An 18885-nucleotide genomic window follows, 5' to 3' on the forward strand; every position below is an offset into this window, starting at 1 on the left:
ATCTGCATTATAGAGGTGATAAATAGACGCGGTCACCGATCAGGGGTTGTATATTGAGTTGTTTAAATTTCCGAACTCAGGGCGGGTGATGGTAACGCCGCCCCTACAACGCTCAAGCTCCGCGAAATAAGCGGCGAATCCGGCTGAGCAGATTATCGTGTTCTGCCATCAGGTCAAGGAAGGGAATCTTCTCTCCTTCTAAGCGTCTGGCAATATTATTCATGGCTATTCCAGGCAGGGAAACCTGTTCGGCTAACACTAAGGGTTCACCCCGGTTGCTGGAAATGATCACCCGTTCATCGTCGGGGATGACGCCGATTATGGGGATAGCCAGAATTTCTTGCACATCCTGCACCGACATCATCTGATCGGCTTGCACCATTGTGGGTTTTAGGCGATTGACAATCAGGTGAATTTTCTTAATGCCTTGGGCTTCTAGTAAGCCGACAACGCGGTCAGCATCCCGCACAGCGGCAATTTCTGGTGTTGTGACAATCAAGGCTTCTGAGGCAGCCGCGATCGCATTTTGAAAACCTGATTCAATCCCTGCCGGACAGTCTACCAAAATGTACTCAAACTTCTGGGCTAAAACGCTCAAAAGCTTTTTCATTTGAGCAGGAGTTACGGATTCCTGCATCCGGCTTTGAGCTGCCGGTAGCAGAACCACGCCATCCTGCCGTTTGTCCTTGACCAACGCTTGTTCTAAGCGGCATTGACCGGCTAGAACGTCAATGGCGGTATAAACGACCCGATTTTCCAGCCCTAAGAGCAAATCTAAATTTCGTAGTCCAAAATCCGCATCGACCAAGGCCACTTGACGACCGCAACGTGCGAGCGCCATCCCTAAGTTAGCAGTAACAGTAGTTTTACCCACCCCTCCTTTGCCGGAGGTGATGACAATAATACGACTCATGAATTCAACAACAAGTGGGTCTTAGCAAAATCAGTCGCTCTGGCTATGCGAATTCCTTCTGAGGTCACATAAGCGACTTCCGGATAAAACTGTTCCGGTAGCGTCCCTGGTGCCCTTGCGACAGCATCCGCAATTCGTAGTTGGGTGGGTTCCATCTGGAGTGCCATGATCCGGCACGCTCGATTGCCATTGGCACCAGCATGAGCCACTCCTCGAAGACGCCCCCAAATAAAGATATCTCCTGCTGCAATTACTGCGCCGCCCGGATTGAGGTCTCCTAATATAACAATAGTGCCTGGATGACGAATCTCAACACCCGATCGCACGGTTAGTTGCAAGTATAGGGGTTCTGTAAGGAACTCGGTTGGTTCTGAGGGCTGTGTCTGAAGAGAATAAGTGGGCGGCTGTTGCTCCACTGAGTAACCAGCGGTAGCCGCCGCTACAGCGGTTTGTCGTCGCGTTGTGTATACTCGCTGAAGCTGGAGCTGAATTTCACTCAAGGCATCGGCGATCTCTTGGAGTTTCATGGCATCCAACAACTGGTCTTGAGCCATTAGATGCACTGGAGTATTGGCCTGCCAAAAGCGTTCACCGCCATTCAGACGCTGCTTGAGTTGCTGCCATAACTCAGACCAACCGGCAGAGCTGGGCATGTCTGTTTCCGGGGGCAAGATTAACTGGAGTTGTTCCCCCTCCCGTTTCAATCGGACTTGGGAATCGCAATCCACGACGGGGTTGCTTTCAGAAACTACGGATATCACTGAGTCGCTTTCAGAAACTACGGATATCACGGAATCGCTTTCGGAAACTACGGATATCACGGAATCGCTTTCGGAAACTGTTGATAGAGAGGATTGTTGAGCCGAATCAGAAGTCATGCAACAACAGGGTCTTACGTCGGATGAGTCCGACTAAACTAAACGACATCGTACCTTAAGTGCAGGCTGCGGTCGAGAACCTATTCAGTTTAAGGTGAGCGAGTAGGGAATCGCTTACGATTGTGCCCGTGCGTAGGGAGAAATCACGCGATTGGAAGGTTGACTCGTTAACAAAATCGAACCATCCGGCAAGATTGCCCCACCTAAGTCAGCGCCAGTCAAATCCGCTCCTCTCAAATCTGCCCCACTTAAATCTGCTCCCCGTAGGTTCGCCTCTCGCAGGTTCGCCTTCATTAGGTTAGCCTCAATCAACTCGGCTCCTCGCAAATTGGCTCTGGTTAAGTCGGCTCTCGATAGATTTGTTCGGGTTAGGTTAGCGCCTTCTAACACGGTTTTATGCAGCGTTGCCTCACTCAAGTCGGCTCGGCTTAAGTCTACATCTATCAAGATTTGTTCGCTCAGGATGACACCCCGAAAATCGCGTTCTCCTGCGGCATACTGCTTCAGCAATTCATCGAGAGGGATTTTAATCGACTTGAGTTTCTCTAAAAGTTGCCTCTTAGCATCACAGGTGAGCGTTTGGGGTTTGTAATGAGTAATGCCTTCAGAGAATTTCATATCTTTTACACCCAATAATTTTATAGATTTAATGCTCAGACTTTTCTTTTCATCCTATGTTGAGGGAAATCATCAACAGAGATTGAACTATATCCGCTTAAAACGTGATATAGTATTCAAGAATTTGTGATTGAATTAATTTTTAAAGGTGATGCATATCACAGTTTAGAACTGCTCCCTACAGTCCGCTAACCCAAATCAATTCAAGCGTCCAAATTCACATAAACCCTTCCCGACAGTCTGGATATCGGTAACCGAAGGGGGCTAGGAGGTTGGTGTTGGAGACTGAGAACCAATGTGCAATAGGCAATCTCTGAGTGGAAAAAAGTAAGTATAGCACAATTACTTTTTGGGGCACGATTTGCTCGTGCCCTTACCTTCTAGTATAGATAAATCTCGAATCCTAGAATCTCTGTCTTTTTGCAGGAAACGATTGACGATTGTATACCGTTAGGGTGAATTTGTTTCTACCTGACTCAACCGTTGGTAAGTCGTCGCTAAGGCGTTAGCATCTCCTACATTTCCGGGGAATAGTACCACGGGTAAGTTGGGAAATTGAGGATGGTCAATGGGTGTGCGTACAACTGAACATCCTGGGATAATTTGACCCAATAGTCGTGCTGACCTTAAAGCCAAACCTGTACTCAAGACATCATTGGAGGTAATGCCTCCCTTACTAATTAAAAAGCCAATATCTGTCGGCAATCCACGCACAATATCCATTAATAAGGCTGAAACCGCTACTCCAAACTCTAGCCGGGTTTGCACATCCTTAAAGGTGAGTTCTTGGCGACTGGTGTAAACCACCGGCGTCTTTCCTGCTGAGTGAATCCCTTGAATGCGATCGCCAATTCGTGATAACAGTTCATCCCGTTGCGTTTGGGACTCATCCAATAAATCCGACACATCCACCTCTACACCCACAACTCCCGGCGCTTGCAGGAGTTGCTCTAACTGTTGGGTTGTCTTTTTGACGTGAGAACCCACAATCACAGCACCGGGTTTTCCCTGGCGCACATATTGAGCCATATCAGCTGCGGCGACTGGCTGTGGTTGAAGACTTGCCAGCGAGGTTAAGATGCTGGCAGCACTGCGAAATAGGAAGCGTTTACCCTGTGCAGCAGCGGTTAAAATATCGGCTGCAAACTGGTCCAAATCGGTTTGAGTCTCCCCATCGACAACACAACATTGATTAGAAGTGAGATTCTGGAGGCGCTCTAAGCTCCCCTTGCGGATATCTTCTAGCAAAAATCGCTCAACAGCCACAGCCTTAATAAGACCTTTAGTTTTCTCTTCTACATAATCCGGTAAATAGCTGTGGTGATAGCCAAAAACGGAGTCTTTGGCAAACTCGGTTTCATGCACGGGGGTGGGGACGCCATCAATGATCAGGTAATGGATGCTTTCACGGGTGACTCGCCCTCCTTCAAAGAAGGCAGGGACTAAGAAATGAGCGTCAAACGGCCCGACTTGTTCGGCAATCACATCGGTTTCTACGGGATAATGCCCCCGCAGTGTAGAGTCTGAGCGACTGACAACCAGGAAATCTCCTATTTTTTCCGCATCTAAGGCAATTTTCAGGTTCTGGCAGACTTCTCTCGTCACATCTGCGGCTTGCTCTGGGGTGAGTGCTCTGGTGTTGGTGAGGACAAATAAGATAGGTGAGTCATCCCTAAGTCCCAGTTGTAACGTTTCGACATCCCAGCGCATCAGCAGCAGGCAACTGTGGACGGTTTGGGAACCGGTGGGGTCATCATCCAGAACAATAATTTTAGGGTTTGTGGTCATTTTTTATAGAAGAGTGAGTAAGAATTTCAATCCCTTGACTTGGATTTGGGCGATGTAAGGATACTGTAGGCGAATGGGTAAGGGGTTGACCCCTCCCCCAACCCCTCCCCGCAACGGGGAGGGGAGTTAGATTTATTTCCCCGTTAACGGGGGGTAAAAGATACTGGTGAATTGGGAGGGATTAAGCCCTGATTGATTCCCCTGTCGGTTGACAGTTTATCAGTTCACTGACGCGCTAGGAGAAAATCGAAACAAGTAGTAAAAAATACTTACCTACAATTAATTTATTTAGTAAATGGACTTCTTCCTGGTACAAAACTTCCTGGGCGAGAGTACTGAAGCCGAAGCAGGGTTAATTGACCACATGGGCGACCCCAGATTTCGGGGGGTTTATACTAAATCTGGGTTGGCTATCCCCTTTTTTAAACGAACCACAGAGGCGCAGAGTTCCCAGAGGAGAGAATAAAGAGAGAAATGGGTTATGGATGCGGATTTGGTATTAGTTTTTGTTCGCTATCTTCAGTCGCTCGCAAATTTTCCGGCACGAGTGCGATCGCTCTAAATCATGTATCTTCTTCAGTCAACGTTGCGGGTGGTTTACACCGATGAAGCGAAATTTAATTTGTATGCGGACATATTTTTCCACAGTAAAAAATATTACCAAAAAAAGACGAAAAAGTCAAACGATCGCCCTCTCATGACACAGCGGATTAATGAGAAACAATAAAATAAAAGCTTCAACGTTTATTCTGTAATTTCGCCATCTCTTCTTGAACACCAGTCGCAATCTGCAACGCTTCATTAAGCAGACGCCCATACTCACTGGCTCGGTCATTCACTTGCAGAGTTTGCACCGTTCTTAAATTCGTTGCCAACAGTTCAGGGTTACTAATCAGAAATGTCCGATTTTCTCGCAGAATCTTCTCTGCTCTCAAAGCTGTCACCAAATCTTCTTTCACTAGCGTCAGGGCTTCAATGACTTTGTGGCGTTCACTTAAAATTTTGGTGGTTCCAGCCGCCTCTAACTGATCGTTAATATGTATGGCTTTAATCACAGCATTGTATCGATCTACTTCATCCAACAAGGAGCATAGAGTCATCGGACTGTTGCGTTTTAACCAGAACCACCGCACCGCTACAATCACAATCGGCACAACAATCAAAGTAATCAGGGTGGCAATAAGTGAAGAACCGATGAAAGGCAGAATCACAAACACATGCAGCAAGCCAACGATAATTGGCATCAAAGCGAGACTCAGCAAAACTTCTTGAAATAAGAAATGGAATCGCTCTTTTGAATTGTGGAGGATTGTGGGTCTAAACACCTCCGTTGGGTCAACACCTGTCAGGTGTCTGAGTTCTCCGGGTGAAATTTCCAAGCCCTGCAAATCCGGTTGCACAGAACGCGTTGCTCCTTTTAGAGTCAATCAATACAGTTTTATCCTCTAAAAGTGATGATCTTGTAATTTTCTCACTTCTTGTTGGACATCCACAACAATTTGTAAGGCTTCATTCAAAAAGCGTCCATACTCACCCGCTTGGTCATTCACTTGCAGGGACGTTAATGCCGTTAGATTCGTTTCAAATAGCTCGTAATTCAATTGAATAAATTTTTGGTTTTTCCGGAGAATTCGTTCCGTTTTTAAGGCGCGAATGATATCTTCTCTGGCTAGCCTCAGCGCGTGAATCACTTTCTCTCGGTTTTGCAAGCCCACACCCAGATTGCCAACGGCTTCTATTTGGTCATTGAGGTCAATCGCTTTAATCACAGAATTAAATCGCTTTACATCTTCAAACATCCTGGCAAGATTCCGGTTTCTATAGCTGAAACGAATCTTTCTCAAATCATCTAAGACTAAAACAATAGACGCAATGAGATCAATGACAATAAGTGACACCATCTGAGCCGGAAAAAACACACTGAGAACTAAACCACTCAAACAAATCAAAACAATGACGAGGGAAGTTTTGCCCAGCTCAGAGATAAATTTTCTGAGCGTCGGGGGTCTAAACACAGCATCAATGCTGACACCGCTACAGTGTTTGATCTCTCCCTTGGTAATTTCCAATCCTTGTAAATCAGTTTGCATTGGGGGGCGGTGCGATCGCGACAACTCGGTTGGGAAAACGGGTTCGTGTTCTTTGCAGTAGAATCTCCTGACTGCACAGTCTGCCGCTTGAGCTTATCACTCTAGCTACGTCGTGAGTCTCATGGTTTCCACAAGGTCTAGGAGCGATAGGGGCCATCACTTCTACCCTGTAGGTTACTTGTTCACTCGCTGTTGCTGAACACTGTAGCCTCTTCATTCCCTTAAGCTAAGGTCAGATCCCTTCAGAAATGAACTACCCATCAGCGTAAATGCAATAAACGACTTGTTGTGCATTGTCACCCTTGAGATGGATGTAAACCAGGCAGACTGATCATATCCAGCTTAACTAATCCTTAGCCTAGGTGTTTGACAAAGCCTGTGAGCTGCGATCGCTATTTTTTGTATAATACTAAAAGTCTATCGATAAACCGGAATATTCTAATTTGAAGATTTGCTCGAAGAAGAATCGCAGATGTTAGCGTTGGTATAAGTCTTTTCAGTTGTTGGGATAGTTGGCTGGCGGCGTGCCTTGACAAGAGGCCGCCGCTTTTTTTGTGGGGAAGGGCAAATTTGGCAGTGATGAAACACGATCAAATTTCATAGTGCCAGAACGGCTGCTTTTCTTGGAGAACAATCCGTTTACGAGAGAGGCGCTCAATGATTCCCTGCTTTTCAAAGTCATTGAGGAGCCGTGTCACTGTAACTCTGGTCGTCCCAATGATTTCCGAAATTTCTTGATGAGTTAAGTGCAGATCGATCAGTTGTCCTTGCTCAACTTGTTGACCAAATTTTCTCGCGAGCCAACTTAACAATCGAAGCAGCGAAACGTCAATCGAACGATGATGAAGAATTTCTAAAAACTCGTGATATTGCTGAATATGCTGGATCAGGACTTCATTGACGAGGTACCACTGATCGAGAGGGACGCGAATGACCTCTACAGGCGTGAGACATTCCATTTGAAACGGATCTGCCTTTGATAGCACCCGACCAACCACATCTCCTTTGCCCCATACTCCCAGCGTGACCGACGTTCCGTCTTCCAGCAGGGTCAAGGTGCGAACCGCGCCGGTTTCAATTTGCCACAGAGAATCTCGGCTGGTAGGAAGTACAGAGCGACGTGCAAATTGACTTCGTTTGATGTCAACAGAGTCAGTTGATAACAGCGAAAAAGCAGCCATTTCACTCATCCTCATTGTGAAACATCTTTGACCGCATCTAGTGCCTACGGTTACCAAAGAGGGGGTAAAAGGCATTTTAACAGTAAACCTCTGTATTCCGATAGATAAACTGTAGTTTTTACTTTAACAAAACTAGACCGAGCTGGAGTATTTATCAATGCCTAAGTTTCACAGTTTAGGATGGGAAGGACATGAATCAGCCACTTCCTGATGAGCCAACCCAACCCACTCCGATTAGTCTCTTACCTCGCTCCCAATATGTTTGGGTTTTATGAGGCCGTTGGGGCATCCTTGAGTAAGGTATTAGGGATAGAAACACAAGTGGTGCAGAGTCAGTATGACCCGCTAGAAGACCCGATGATGCTAGAGGATCGGCTGGATATAGCTTTTATCTGTGGCTTGCCCTTCGCACGGCGTCATCGAGTCATTTCCAGTCAACTCCAAGCGTTAGTTGCGCCCGTGATGCAAGCGAGTCGCTATGAAAATCGCCCGATTTACTTCTCTGATATCATTGTTAACGCCCAAAGCCACCTTCAACGTTTTGCTGACTTAGCGGGTAAAACTTGGTGCTACAACGATCCCGGATCGAACAGCGGTTACAACCTGATGCGACAACGGCTGATTCAGGGGGGTTACCCCAGTCGCTTTTTCGGTCAGGTGATGCCATCCGGCTCCCATCAGCGTTCCATCCGATGGGTAGTTGAGGGACAGGCGGATTGTTCGGCGATTGATAGCACGGTGCTAGAGCAAGAATTGCGGGATTTTCCGGAATTTTCGCCGCATTTACGGGTGATTGAGTCGCTCGGCCCCTGCCCGATGCCACCCGTAGTGGCTGCACAACGGCTGGGTACAGATTTGATTAACGCCTTACGTTCGGCGTTGTGTGAACCGGATGCAGAACTGCAAGCGGCAATGAGGCGATCGCACATTCAGCAATACGTTCCTGTGCAGTGTGAAGATTACGAGGAACTGGCAACGATGTACGACGCGGCGGTAGAAGCAGGATTTGAAGCGATCGCTTAATGGATTTAAGCACTGAGATGTCCGACCACCTCAACCAGTTTGGCGTAAGTTTGAGCCAAGGCTGAGCCTTTGGACTGACATAAGTCTTCAATCCATTGCGTGGCTTGATTCGGCTTGATTGTCATTCTCGACTTTGCCGTCAGCTTCCCCGTGGGATATTTGATCAGTCCCTGAGGTTGGGGACTGGATGTTACAGTTGGTTCACTCTGAAGCAAAGGAATGTAACGACGGGAGGCAAAACGCTTTTCTAACAGCTTAATTGCTTCATGGTTTTGATTGGCACGCAACCAAGCATCGAGATAAATTTGTTCAAATAAATCGTGTTGGGCATGACTACCCCCAATAGTGTGTAGGCGACCCAAGATTGGGCCAAGTTCAGCAATGGCTCTTTCCCATTTTCCTTGAGCATGAGCCGCCATTCCTCGTGCGGCGGGTACAGCAACCTCATTCCACGCCCGTTGTACAGAAGAGTCAGCCGTTTTGGCATACGCTTGCATACTCAAAAGCATCTCAGTCACTTGCTGCGCGTGACCGGCTTTAGATAGAGCGTAAATGTAATGCAAATCTTGGAAGGGTAAGGCGTGTTCGTGAATTCGTGCCGTGAGATGAGGGGCAAGTTCCTGCCATCTGTTGCCCACATCAACGCCTCTTAATTCCAAGCGCAACAGCAGGGAAATCGCGCCAATTGGGTCTTTGGATGAATCTTTCCCAGCCCGACCCCAGACGTGAGTGTCATAGAGCGATAGTACTTTCTGAAACTGTTGCTTTTCTAAATAATAGAGAGCGATGTGCCACCAATTATGGGTGTAGAGCATGGAATTGCAGTTTTCCCAGGTATCACAGAGGCTTTCCATCCACACAATGCCTTCTTCCAGTCTCCCCTGCATTTCCAGCACATGGGCAACCGCATGGTGTGCCCAAGGGTCATTCCGGTTCATTTCGGTTGCCAGTTGTCCCATTCCTTCCGCCTCGTCGAAGCGGTGGCACTGTTCTAAACCGAAGGCAATCATGCCGTATAGGTAGTGATTTTCCCGGTTAGCGGGTAAAACTTTTTCGGCAATCGAGAGGAGTGCTTCTGGATTCCCCTGATAGAAGTAGTGGTATTGACCCATTTGCACTGCCACAATATCACGGGGAAACTTTTGGGTGAGGACTTCGAGGTAGGCAATGGATTTATCAATTGCACCGGCTGCCCAAGCTTCCACCGCCGAGATGTAAAGCTGTTCCCGCTCCGTGGCTTTGTTTCTATACTGTTTAGCGGCTTGGAGATAAGGCAAGGCTTGACGACGTGACTCCCCTGTTTCGTGGGAGAGGTACAACGCAGCGGCATGGGCGTTGGCGATCGCACATTCGGGATCGGACTCTATTCCTTTAAAAATAGCCACGGCGTCCTTACCATAGGCCAGTGCCTGGTCAGTATAGCGATTAATAGCCGCAATGGTTTCGGGCGAATCTGTAGTAACGTCTAATCCTTGAGAATCTTGTAACATTCCTGTGTCCCTCAATGGCCTTTTCTATACCCCACCGATTCCACCGAGGTCGCCCCTGTCGCAATCTACGATAAGTCGGTCGGAATACCGTAATTAAGAGAGTATCGCATAGCGATCAGTAGACTGCAAGAGATGGCTATTGGAGAAAAATTCATGTCATAACGAAGGTGGAAGTGGCGACTAAACCTACGTTCGACCATCGTCTCAAATTTTTATAGCCTGACAATATCTGTCTTTTATGCTGACCTAATGAGGAATTGATGTGTTGATTAGTTGGATGACTTTACTAACTCTTATATTCTCTGCATGTATAGTTTGTGAGAGCTTCAACTTGCCAGTTTCCACGGGACAAGGATTTCAGCTTTTTGTTACTCTCTGGTTAAGGGAATTGCTCTCAAGAAATACAGCTACATGTTCGGTAAGGGCGGGTTTTGTATTCAGGTTGTCGTTGTATGCACACAGTTAATTTCTCGCGATCGCCCCTACTTGACCCATGCTCATGGCTGCGTGCAGATCTCATCACACAGATGGCGATCGCTCTGGCTCATGTCGGGGTTGTTTTTCAGGTAATCACTCACCCAACTACCACCGAGTTCCATGAGACTATCTAGATTTAAGAAGATAGCGAAGAGCAGGCAACAACCCAAATTACCTCTCATGGATGATTAAATAACATTAACTTTATGTCGCGATCGCCTAACTATACCGAGCAACCTTGGACAGAAACCTACAGCGAGATTATTGATGTTCGCAGTGAAAGTGAGTTTGCCGAAGATCATATCCCCGGTGCCCTTAACCGACCTGTCCTGAATGATGCTGAACGTGCCAAAGTCGGCACACTCTATAAACAAGTCTGCGCTTTCGAGGCTCGCAAAGTCGGTGCCGCCCTCGTTGCCCAAAATATTGCTCGGCATCTGGAGAGCCATTTTGCTGCCAAAGCCAAAGACTACCATCCCCTCGTTTACTGCTGGCGTGGGGGTCAGCGTTCCAACAGTATGGCACTGGTCTTGAGTCAAATTGGTTGGCCTGTTACAGTCCTTCAAGGAGGATACAAAACTTACCGAACTTATGTGCGCGACCAACTAGAACAGTTACCACAACAATTGACTTACCACGTCTTATGTGGACTGACCGGTAATGGGAAAACCCATATCCTGCACCAGTTAGCCAAACGGGGCGTCCAAGTGCTGGATTTAGAGGATTTAGCCAATCATCGCGGTTCCCTCCTCGGTCAAGAGTGGGAAGGGAAGCTTTCACCTCAACCCTCGCAAAAATCTTTTGAATCGCAGCTAGTTCAAAAATTGCAAAGTTTTGATATGAGTAAACCCGTGTGGGTGGAAGCTGAAAGTAACAAAATTGGACAAGTTTATTTACCCCCATCCCTTTGGCAACACATGAAACAGGCGAACTGTGTTGAAATTCAGTTACCGCAAGCCGCCAGAATCGAATGGCTGTTACAGCAATATCCGCACTTAATCACACATCCCGACCTGCTTAAACAAAAATTAAAGTGGCTAAAATCTCGTTATGGTCGGGACAAAATCAACGAGTGGTATAACCTAATTGATGCGGGGAAGTGGCACACCTTAGTAGACGATTTGCTGACCTTTCATTATGACCCCGCTTACATGCGATCGCTCGGTCAAAGCTATGTCCATATACAATGCCAGTTGCAGATACCTGATTTATCCCAGGCTAGTATTAACCGCTTGCTGGATACTTTGAAGGCGTCAGTCCTAGAATGAACAGGACATAATTAAACTATCTGCAAAAGGCTTATAGCGGTTTGCATTTAGATGAGGTACAAGGCTGACGGTTTTAAGGCAGAGGGCAGAGGGCAGAGGGCAAAGGGCAGAAGTTAGATGTACTCCACCCAATCGAGAACCGCTATAAATTCCACTCTTTAGAGGGATTGACAAAACTAAAAAATATAATTTTAGTAACGTAGATAACACTAAAATTTTAAAAATTATACCGTTTGTATAACACAACTCTATTCATTAAATCGCTTGTGAGAATATAAGGATTAATATTTTTCAGAGTGTTTCTTAACTAATTTATCTGAGTTAGGAGCGCTTACTTAATTAATTTCAAGTTTAAACGAGAAAAAAAATGTTCAGATTTATCTGGAGCGCTTTGACAGCGAGTCCAGTGGTTTTGGGTGCTTCCTTTTTGGTGGCAAATACTACTTTTGCAGCTCAAAATTCCAAATTAGAACCTGTTTTTGTAGGGGTTGAGGAACCCACATTCACAGCTTTAAGCCCTTCAGAGATTAGTCTCGCTCAAGATTTGGCAAACCCGACTCTGGATGAACCACAGCGATCCTCGGAAACGGCAACGGCTGAATCCAGCTCTCAGGATGTAGAACTCGTCAACGACGATAGTGCTGATCCGAGTGCGGATGACTCGATGGGGCAAATCACGAATGTTACCCAACTCAGCGATGTCTCACCCGGAGACTGGGCTTATGAAGCGTTGCGATCGCTAGTCGAACGTTACGGCTGTATTGCAGGATATCCTGACGGCACCTTCCGGGGCAATCGCGCCATGACACGCTATGAATTTGCGGCTGGATTGAATGCTTGTTTGCAACAACTTGAGCGTTTGATGGCTTCTTCCACGAGTGTGTTGGTCAGGCGAGAGGACTTAGAAATTCTGCAACGTATCGTTCAGGAATTTCAAACCGAACTCGCCACCTTGGGTACGCGAGTCGATACCCTAGAAGGCCGTGTTGCCTTTCTGGAAGACCATCAGTTTTCCACCACAACCAAGCTAACAGGGTCGGCAGACATTGGTTTAATTGACGCTTGGGGTGACCGGAAGGCTGTCCCTTCTGGACAAGAACCCACTGAGGACTTAAATGTTAATGCCTTTGCCCCAGGTCGGGTGGGTCTGAATTTTGACAGCAGTTTCACGGGGAAAGACCTATTGCGCGTCAAGTTGGAAGCGGGAAATTTCAGCCCCTTGGACGCCTCGGTCACGGGTACAGACATGACCTTGTATGACTTTGATACCCGTACTGGCCCTACTGGCAACGATATTGTTCTAGGTTCGCTGTCCTACCGTTTCTCCATTGGCGATCGCCTGGAAGTCTTCATTGCATCTCAAGGCTTGGGGTCTTCTGACATTGCTCCTCAATTGAATCCGGCTGGAGGGGGACTTTCCCGGTTTGGGCAACGCAACCCCATTTATCGCCTCAGTGATGGTGCAGGCGTGGCGCTGAATGTTCGATTGAGCGAAGCACTTCTAGCCTCCTTTACTTATTTAGGAAGTCCGGGAAATTTCTCTAGTCCAAGCTTAGAGAGGGGCATCTTCGAGGGTCAATTTGGAGCCTTAGCTCAGCTATCTTTCTCTCCCACCAAGAGTTTTGATATTGCTTTTACCTACGTGCGTTATTACTCACCTCAACCGGGCGAGGGAACGAATATCACCGGGAATACGGGCAGTGCCTTGGCTCAAACACCCTTTGGCGAAGAGATCGCGACTTCAGGCAATGCTTATGGTATCGAAGCCCAATATCGATTTACTTCTCGTTTTGCCATTGGGGGTTGGGTCGGTATGACCACAGCGCAAGCGGAAGCCGACAGTGCCCTAGTGAATGGTGATCTGGTTAACAAAGGAGATCAGGCAGAGATTTGGAACTATGCCATCGCGATGGCGTTTCGAGATTTTGGCAAAGAAGGCAACGCCTTGGGTTTCATTTTTGGAATGCCGCCGAGGGCGCGTGGGAATGATGTGATCAGCCGTAGAGATTTGGATACGTCTTATCGTGTAGAAGGTTTCTTTCGTTACAAGCTGAAAAACAACCTTTTTCTCACTCCCAGTTTCTTTGTCATTTTCAATCCCGAACATAACAATGCCAATGATTCGATTTTTGTGGGAACATTGCTAACTACATTCAGCTTCTAATCCGGCAGGCTGACAGGTGCGGTGGCTGTTCTTACAGGTACAATCAAATTCTGCCCGGTTGGCTGACCCTTCAACAGCCAAATTCATGGCTAAATTTTCCTGGGCTAAGGCATTATTTTTTGGAGGGTGAATAGGAATAGAAATCAAGAACTCGGTGCCCTGGTTCGGTGCAGAAATACACTGCAATTGACCCCCGTGTTTTTCTACAACAATTTGGTAGCTAATAGACATTCCTAAACCTGTACCTGAGCCGATCGGTTTCGTCGTAAAGAACGGATCGAAAATTCTTCGCTGTATCTCTTTCGTCATCCCTAGGCCGTTATCAGCTATGCGAATGACTAACTGATGACTTTCGTTCACTTCGGTACGAATCCAAATCTTGGGGAATTGGGATTGAGGACTTGGTAATTGAAAATAGGAACTCCCTGGCTCAGGCTCCATTGCCCATGACTCATTCCTCATTTCCAGGGCATCAATCGCATTCGTGAGGATATTCATGAACACCTGATTGAGTTGTCCGGCATAACACTTCACTAAGGGCAGGTTGCCGTACTCTTTGATGATTTCGATGCTAGGACGATGTCCTTTATCTTTCAGGCGATGACCAAGAATCAGTAGGGTATTATCAAGACCCTCATGAATGTCAACCCATTTTCTCTCAGTTTGCTCAGCTCTGGAAAAGTTACGTAAAGATAAGACGATTTGGCGAATGCGATCGGTTCCCATGGTCATCGAAGACAGAATTTTAGGTAAGTCTTCCTTGATGAACTCCAAGTCAATAGCCTCCGTCTCAGCTTGGATTTCTAGTGCGGGGCGGGTGTAGTATTCTTGATAAAGTTGAATTAGATTGAGCAAGTCTTTTGCATACTGATTAATATGGCTGAGATTGCCGTGGATGAAGTTGAGTGGGTTGTTGATTTCATGAGCGACACCCGCGACTAACTGCCCTAGAGAGGACATTTTTTCCGACTGAATCAGTTGCGATTGAGTTTGCTGAAGTTCGCGCAGAGCCACTTCAAGCTGAGTTGCTTTGGTTTGAGCCGTCGTCGCGGCAATGCGACTTTGTTCGTAGAGTTGCGCTTGATTTATCCCGATCGCCAGTTGGTTCGCAACCGCTTGTAGTAGTTCCAGTTCTTCGTCCGTCCAAGATTGCCAAGAAACCAAACGCCCACAGGTTAGGGTTCCCAATTGACCCGATTGCGTCTCAATGGGCAGTGATAACAGAGCTGTCGTACCATAAGGGAGTCGCGTCTGCTGCACAGCTTCATGGCTCTGAGTGACCTGATCGACTTGGAAGTCTTCGCGATCAACCAGCTTACAGGTAAACGGACGCCAACTTTCTAAGGGATATAAACCCAAAAAGCTGGGCAAATCGGGATTTTTGGCCTCTTTAACCACATCCCAACCGGAAGAAGTTCCGTCTTTTGTATACCAGGCAAAGACGCAGACATCAATAGCTAATCGGTGGTAGATTTCTTGTACGGCGGTTTCTAAGATAGTCTCCAAAGCCAGGGAGTTGCGAATCTGACTGGCAAGGCGGTTGAGCAGTGTTTCCCGACAGGCTAAGTCCCGAAATCTCGCTTCGCTTCGCTGTAGTTCCGCCGCAGTCCGCTTGCGCTCCTCAATCTCACCTTGCAATTTCCTAATCGCTTGCCTTAATTCGGTGGTACGCTCCTCAACTCGAATTTCTAACTCTTGTTTGGCTGTCCTGAGTGCTTCTTCTGCCTGTTTGCGTTCGGTGATGTCGATCATCACGCCTTCTAAGTAGCCCTCTTTGCCATATAACTTGCCAGAGTAGGACACCCAAAATAGCGAACCGTCTTGTCGGCGAACTTGGGATTCAAAATTTTCGACAAATCCTTGCTCAAGTAGCTGCTGTTTGAGATTCTCTCTATCGGCTGGATTGGCATACAAATCAATAGTTCTTACTCCTTGATAAGAATCGAAGCCAAACATCTTTAATACAGCCTCGTTCGCATCCAGAACCGTACCATCCGCGAGACTATTGCGAAACATGCCGACTAATGAATTGTGGAAGAGGTTTCTGTACTTTTGTTCGCTTTGTTGCAGTTCTAGCTCTGCCTGCCTGCGTTCAGTAATATCTTCGTAAGTGCCAAGGATGCCGACAACATTTCCTTGTGCGTCATGAAGTGGAACCTTGTTCGTGTCCACCCAAGCCTGTTTACCATTCGCTTGGAGTTGGGGTTCAATGATGTGATATTCGGGTGTATCCGTCTCCATCACACGGGCGTCGCACTCCCGGAAAAAGTCTGCTTCCTCCTGCTTCCAAGGCAAATCGTAGTCAGTTTTGCCAACAATCTCCTCTGGAGTAGAACAGCCAGCAGCCAGGGCGAAGTTGCGATTGCAACCAAAGTAGACTGAATTTCTGTCTTTCCAGAAGATAAACTGGGGGATATTCTCCAGAACTAACTCTAGGAACTCTTCTTTTTCTTGAAGGGCTTTTTCGCTTTGCTTGCGATCGCTAATATCAGTGATGAACCCTTCAACGCCAAGTACCTCACCCTTGCTGCCAAATACTCCGCTGCCCTTCTCCCAGACCCATTTCTCTTCACCGGATTGGGTACGAATGCGATACTCAACCACATAAGGTTGCTTGTTGGCAACAGCTTGCTCCAGCGTACTGAGAACTTTTGGTAAGTCTTCGGGATGTGTAATAGAGTTATACGAAACTACTCCACTTTCTAAGAGTTCTTCGCTGGTATAGCCAGTCAAGTTCAGGCAACCTTCGCTGAGGTATCTCATTGACCATTCCGGGTCGTTTGAGCAGGAGAAAGCAATACCGGGAAGTGAATTAATCAGTGAGGCAAGCCTGCGCTGGCTTTCTGCGAGTTCCGCCTCTTTCCGTCTGCGCTCAGTGATATCCCGAAAGCTACAAACTCTGCCAACAATGTTTCCTCCTATCCGCTGGGGCAACGAATAGCGCTCGAAAATTCTCCCATCTTCGAGTTCTACGATACCGTAGCCTTCTGCGTCCACTTGGGACAATAATCCTTGTGTTTGGCTTATAAAGGCTTCGGGTTCTTTTAGCTGCTCTACGAGCAACGGCACGAGTTGCTTGATCTCTTGTGAGGCGATGACCGATTCATGGATACCCCACATCTCGATAAACTTTTGATTAACAGTCGCTATGTGTGTCCCATTTTGGCTGACAATAATGCCATCGGCAGTGGCTTCAAGCGTCCCACGCAGTAGAGAGAGTGAGTGTTCTAATTCCTCCTCCGCTCGTTTACGTTCGCTAATCTCCCTCAACAATTGCTCATTGATCGTCCTTAATTGGGCCGTGCGCTCCTCAACTCGGATTTCCAGCTCTTGTTTAGCTTGTTTTATAGCTTCCTCTGCAATCTTACGCTCAGTAATGTCTTTCGCGAAGCAGTGATGACCGATAAATTGGTGTCGCGAATCATAAGCGGCAACCATCACCACTTGCTTGTAAAAGTTAGAACCATCTTTGCGTACAGCCCTTGCTTCTACTTCCGCCTTACCAGTTTTGAGCATTTGTTGATAGACATCGATCAACTTTGGCACATCGTCAGGATGGACCGTTTGCTGCCATGCCATACCAATCATTTCTTCAGGTTGGTAACCCAGTGTACTGGCATACGCTTTGTTTACAGTGATGTAGCGCCCTTGGGTATCCAGCCGCGAAATCCCCTCCACAGCGTTTTCTAGAGCCGTGTTTAATTGACGCAGTTCTTCCTCTGCCTGCTTGCGAACCGTGATATCCCGCGTGATTGCTAAGTGTATCAGTGTTCCATCTGATTCACTGGGCAGAGGGACAGCATGAGTTTCCATCCAGCGACGGGTACCTTGCAATCCAATAATCTCGAATTCAAGGCTACCCCTGTTGCCCTGGCAAACACTCTCATTGAGAGCAATAAACGCCTCTCTATGCTCTGGCGTAATCAAGGAATAGACTGACTGACCCATCACAGCATCAGCGCTGGGAGCCTCAATCATGGCAAGTCCAGCTGCATTCATATCCAGTAGGGTGCCGTCAGCTGCCACGAGCTTCACGCATTCCGGTTCGGTTTCGATGATGGTTCGCAAGCGATGCTCGCTGTCTTTAAGCCGCTGTGCTGCCTGTTTGCGTTCGGTGATGTCTTCGACTGTGCCAACATGACCAATCAGTTTGCCCTTGTCCGAGAACATAGGCGATGAGCGGATGTGAACCCAGCGAACCGTTCCTTCCTTGGTTTGGAAGCGAAACTCGTCGGAGTATTCGCGACCTTCACGAGTACTCTTTGACCAATCTGCAAATACTCTCTCCCGATCTTCCGGATAAACCGACTGCGACCAACCCACTCCCAAGCTTTCCTCAAGAGTAAAACCACAGATAGCCTGACAGCGTGGATTCGTGTAGGTGCAACGACCCTCGACATCTGTGAGAAAAATGCCGACGGGTGAGCAAGCACTCAAAGACTGAAACCGCTGTTCGTTCTCCCGCAACCTTTGCTCTGCTTGCTGGGCAAGAATGATGTCGCGCACGCAGGGCAGGTTCCCTGATTCTTGTTCTTGGTCAGGGAAGGGTGTGACAAAAAGCTGTGGGTCAAATGGTTCGCCCCTCCAAGGGCAGAGACGAGCGGCCGATAATTCTTCTAAGAAGGCACCTACTTCCTGCAAAACTTCCTCCAGCCAATTTTGTTGTGGCAAAGGCAATTGATTTACATTTTGGTGTAGCGAGAGCCAGTGATTACGCTCGGCGCACTGGCGAAGCCGATCGCGCATGGCTTCTATTTGATCAGCAAATTCTTCCACTTGCAAGGCTGCCTCCTTCTGTATTGCTCTATCTGCCAAAATGTGTCATATCCCTTCAGCTTATTGGTGATCTGACTTGACAAAGCTAGATTTTTTAAATTAAAGATACTTTTGATAATTTCAAAAAATAAAAACTCTTTAATTTTTATTTTTGTTTATTAAGATTTGGCTGCATCTACTACAAGTAGTAATTTTAAGCAAGAGTCACGGCTTTGGATG

Annotated in this window: 13 protein-coding genes; 4 read left to right on the forward strand and 9 right to left on the reverse strand. The window is 47.2% G+C overall.

What is annotated here, in order from left to right; all coding sequences use genetic code 11:
- Window positions 1-112: 112 nt before the first annotated feature.
- From minD to NDI48_17275, 7 genes are all read right to left on the reverse strand, one after another.
- On the reverse strand, window positions 113-913 hold the full coding sequence (gene minD, locus NDI48_17245) for a septum site-determining protein MinD (GenBank protein MEP0832919.1): 801 nt from the start codon (window positions 911-913) through the stop codon (window positions 113-115).
- The gene (minC, locus tag NDI48_17250; GenBank protein MEP0832920.1) at window positions 910-1791 is read right to left on the reverse strand and encodes a septum site-determining protein MinC; all 882 of its coding nucleotides are present in this window, start codon (window positions 1789-1791) and stop codon (window positions 910-912) included. The genes minD and minC overlap by 4 nt, the downstream gene beginning before the upstream one ends.
- A gap of 114 nt (window positions 1792-1905) precedes the next feature.
- Window positions 1906-2409: a pentapeptide repeat-containing protein gene (locus tag NDI48_17255; GenBank protein MEP0832921.1), complete on the reverse strand. Its 504-nt coding sequence runs from the start codon at window positions 2407-2409 to the stop codon at window positions 1906-1908.
- A gap of 450 nt (window positions 2410-2859) precedes the next feature.
- Window positions 2860-4197 (reverse strand): four-carbon acid sugar kinase family protein, encoded by a 1338-nt coding sequence (locus NDI48_17260; protein MEP0832922.1) that lies wholly within the window; start codon window positions 4195-4197, stop codon window positions 2860-2862.
- 737 nt (window positions 4198-4934) lie between these two features.
- Window positions 4935-5624 (reverse strand): hypothetical protein, encoded by a 690-nt coding sequence (locus NDI48_17265; protein ID MEP0832923.1) that lies wholly within the window; start codon window positions 5622-5624, stop codon window positions 4935-4937.
- Between the two features lie 18 nt (window positions 5625-5642).
- Window positions 5643-6287: a hypothetical protein gene (locus tag NDI48_17270; protein MEP0832924.1), complete on the reverse strand. Its 645-nt coding sequence runs from the start codon at window positions 6285-6287 to the stop codon at window positions 5643-5645.
- Between the two features lie 590 nt (window positions 6288-6877).
- Window positions 6878-7468, reverse strand: coding sequence for a Crp/Fnr family transcriptional regulator (locus NDI48_17275; GenBank protein MEP0832925.1), 591 nt, complete (start codon window positions 7466-7468; stop codon window positions 6878-6880).
- Between the two features lie 210 nt (window positions 7469-7678).
- Between NDI48_17275 and NDI48_17280 the strand changes: the two genes are divergently transcribed.
- Window positions 7679-8491: a PhnD/SsuA/transferrin family substrate-binding protein gene (locus NDI48_17280; GenBank protein MEP0832926.1), complete on the forward strand. Its 813-nt coding sequence runs from the start codon at window positions 7679-7681 to the stop codon at window positions 8489-8491.
- A 5-nt stretch (window positions 8492-8496) separates the two neighbouring features.
- Here the strand turns inward: NDI48_17280 and NDI48_17285 are convergent, their stop codons facing one another.
- On the reverse strand, window positions 8497-9981 hold the full coding sequence (locus NDI48_17285; GenBank protein MEP0832927.1) for a tetratricopeptide repeat protein: 1485 nt from the start codon (window positions 9979-9981) through the stop codon (window positions 8497-8499).
- 452 nt (window positions 9982-10433) lie between these two features.
- Between NDI48_17285 and NDI48_17290 the strand changes: the two genes are divergently transcribed.
- The 3 genes from NDI48_17290 to NDI48_17300 all read left to right on the forward strand — a co-directional run bounded on the left by NDI48_17290 (window position 10434) and on the right by NDI48_17300 (window position 13890).
- On the forward strand, window positions 10434-10592 hold the full coding sequence (locus tag NDI48_17290; GenBank protein ID MEP0832928.1) for a hypothetical protein: 159 nt from the start codon (window positions 10434-10436) through the stop codon (window positions 10590-10592).
- Window positions 10593-10664: 72 nt separating this feature from the next.
- Window positions 10665-11726, forward strand: coding sequence for a tRNA 2-selenouridine(34) synthase MnmH (mnmH, locus tag NDI48_17295; protein MEP0832929.1), 1062 nt, complete (start codon window positions 10665-10667; stop codon window positions 11724-11726).
- 367 nt (window positions 11727-12093) lie between these two features.
- Window positions 12094-13890, forward strand: a complete 1797-nt coding sequence (locus tag NDI48_17300) for an iron uptake porin (protein MEP0832930.1) — start codon at window positions 12094-12096, stop codon at window positions 13888-13890.
- Here the strand turns inward: NDI48_17300 and NDI48_17305 are convergent.
- Window positions 13870-18705 carry a PAS domain S-box protein gene (locus tag NDI48_17305; protein ID MEP0832931.1) on the reverse strand — a complete coding sequence of 1612 codons (4836 nt, stop codon included), beginning with the start codon at window positions 18703-18705 and terminating at the stop codon, window positions 13870-13872. The genes NDI48_17300 and NDI48_17305 overlap by 21 nt on opposite strands.
- Window positions 18706-18885 lie beyond the last annotated feature (180 nt).

Source organism: Microcoleus sp. AS-A8 (genome assembly GCA_039962225.1).
Taxonomy (GTDB): domain Bacteria; phylum Cyanobacteriota; class Cyanobacteriia; order Cyanobacteriales; family Coleofasciculaceae; genus Allocoleopsis.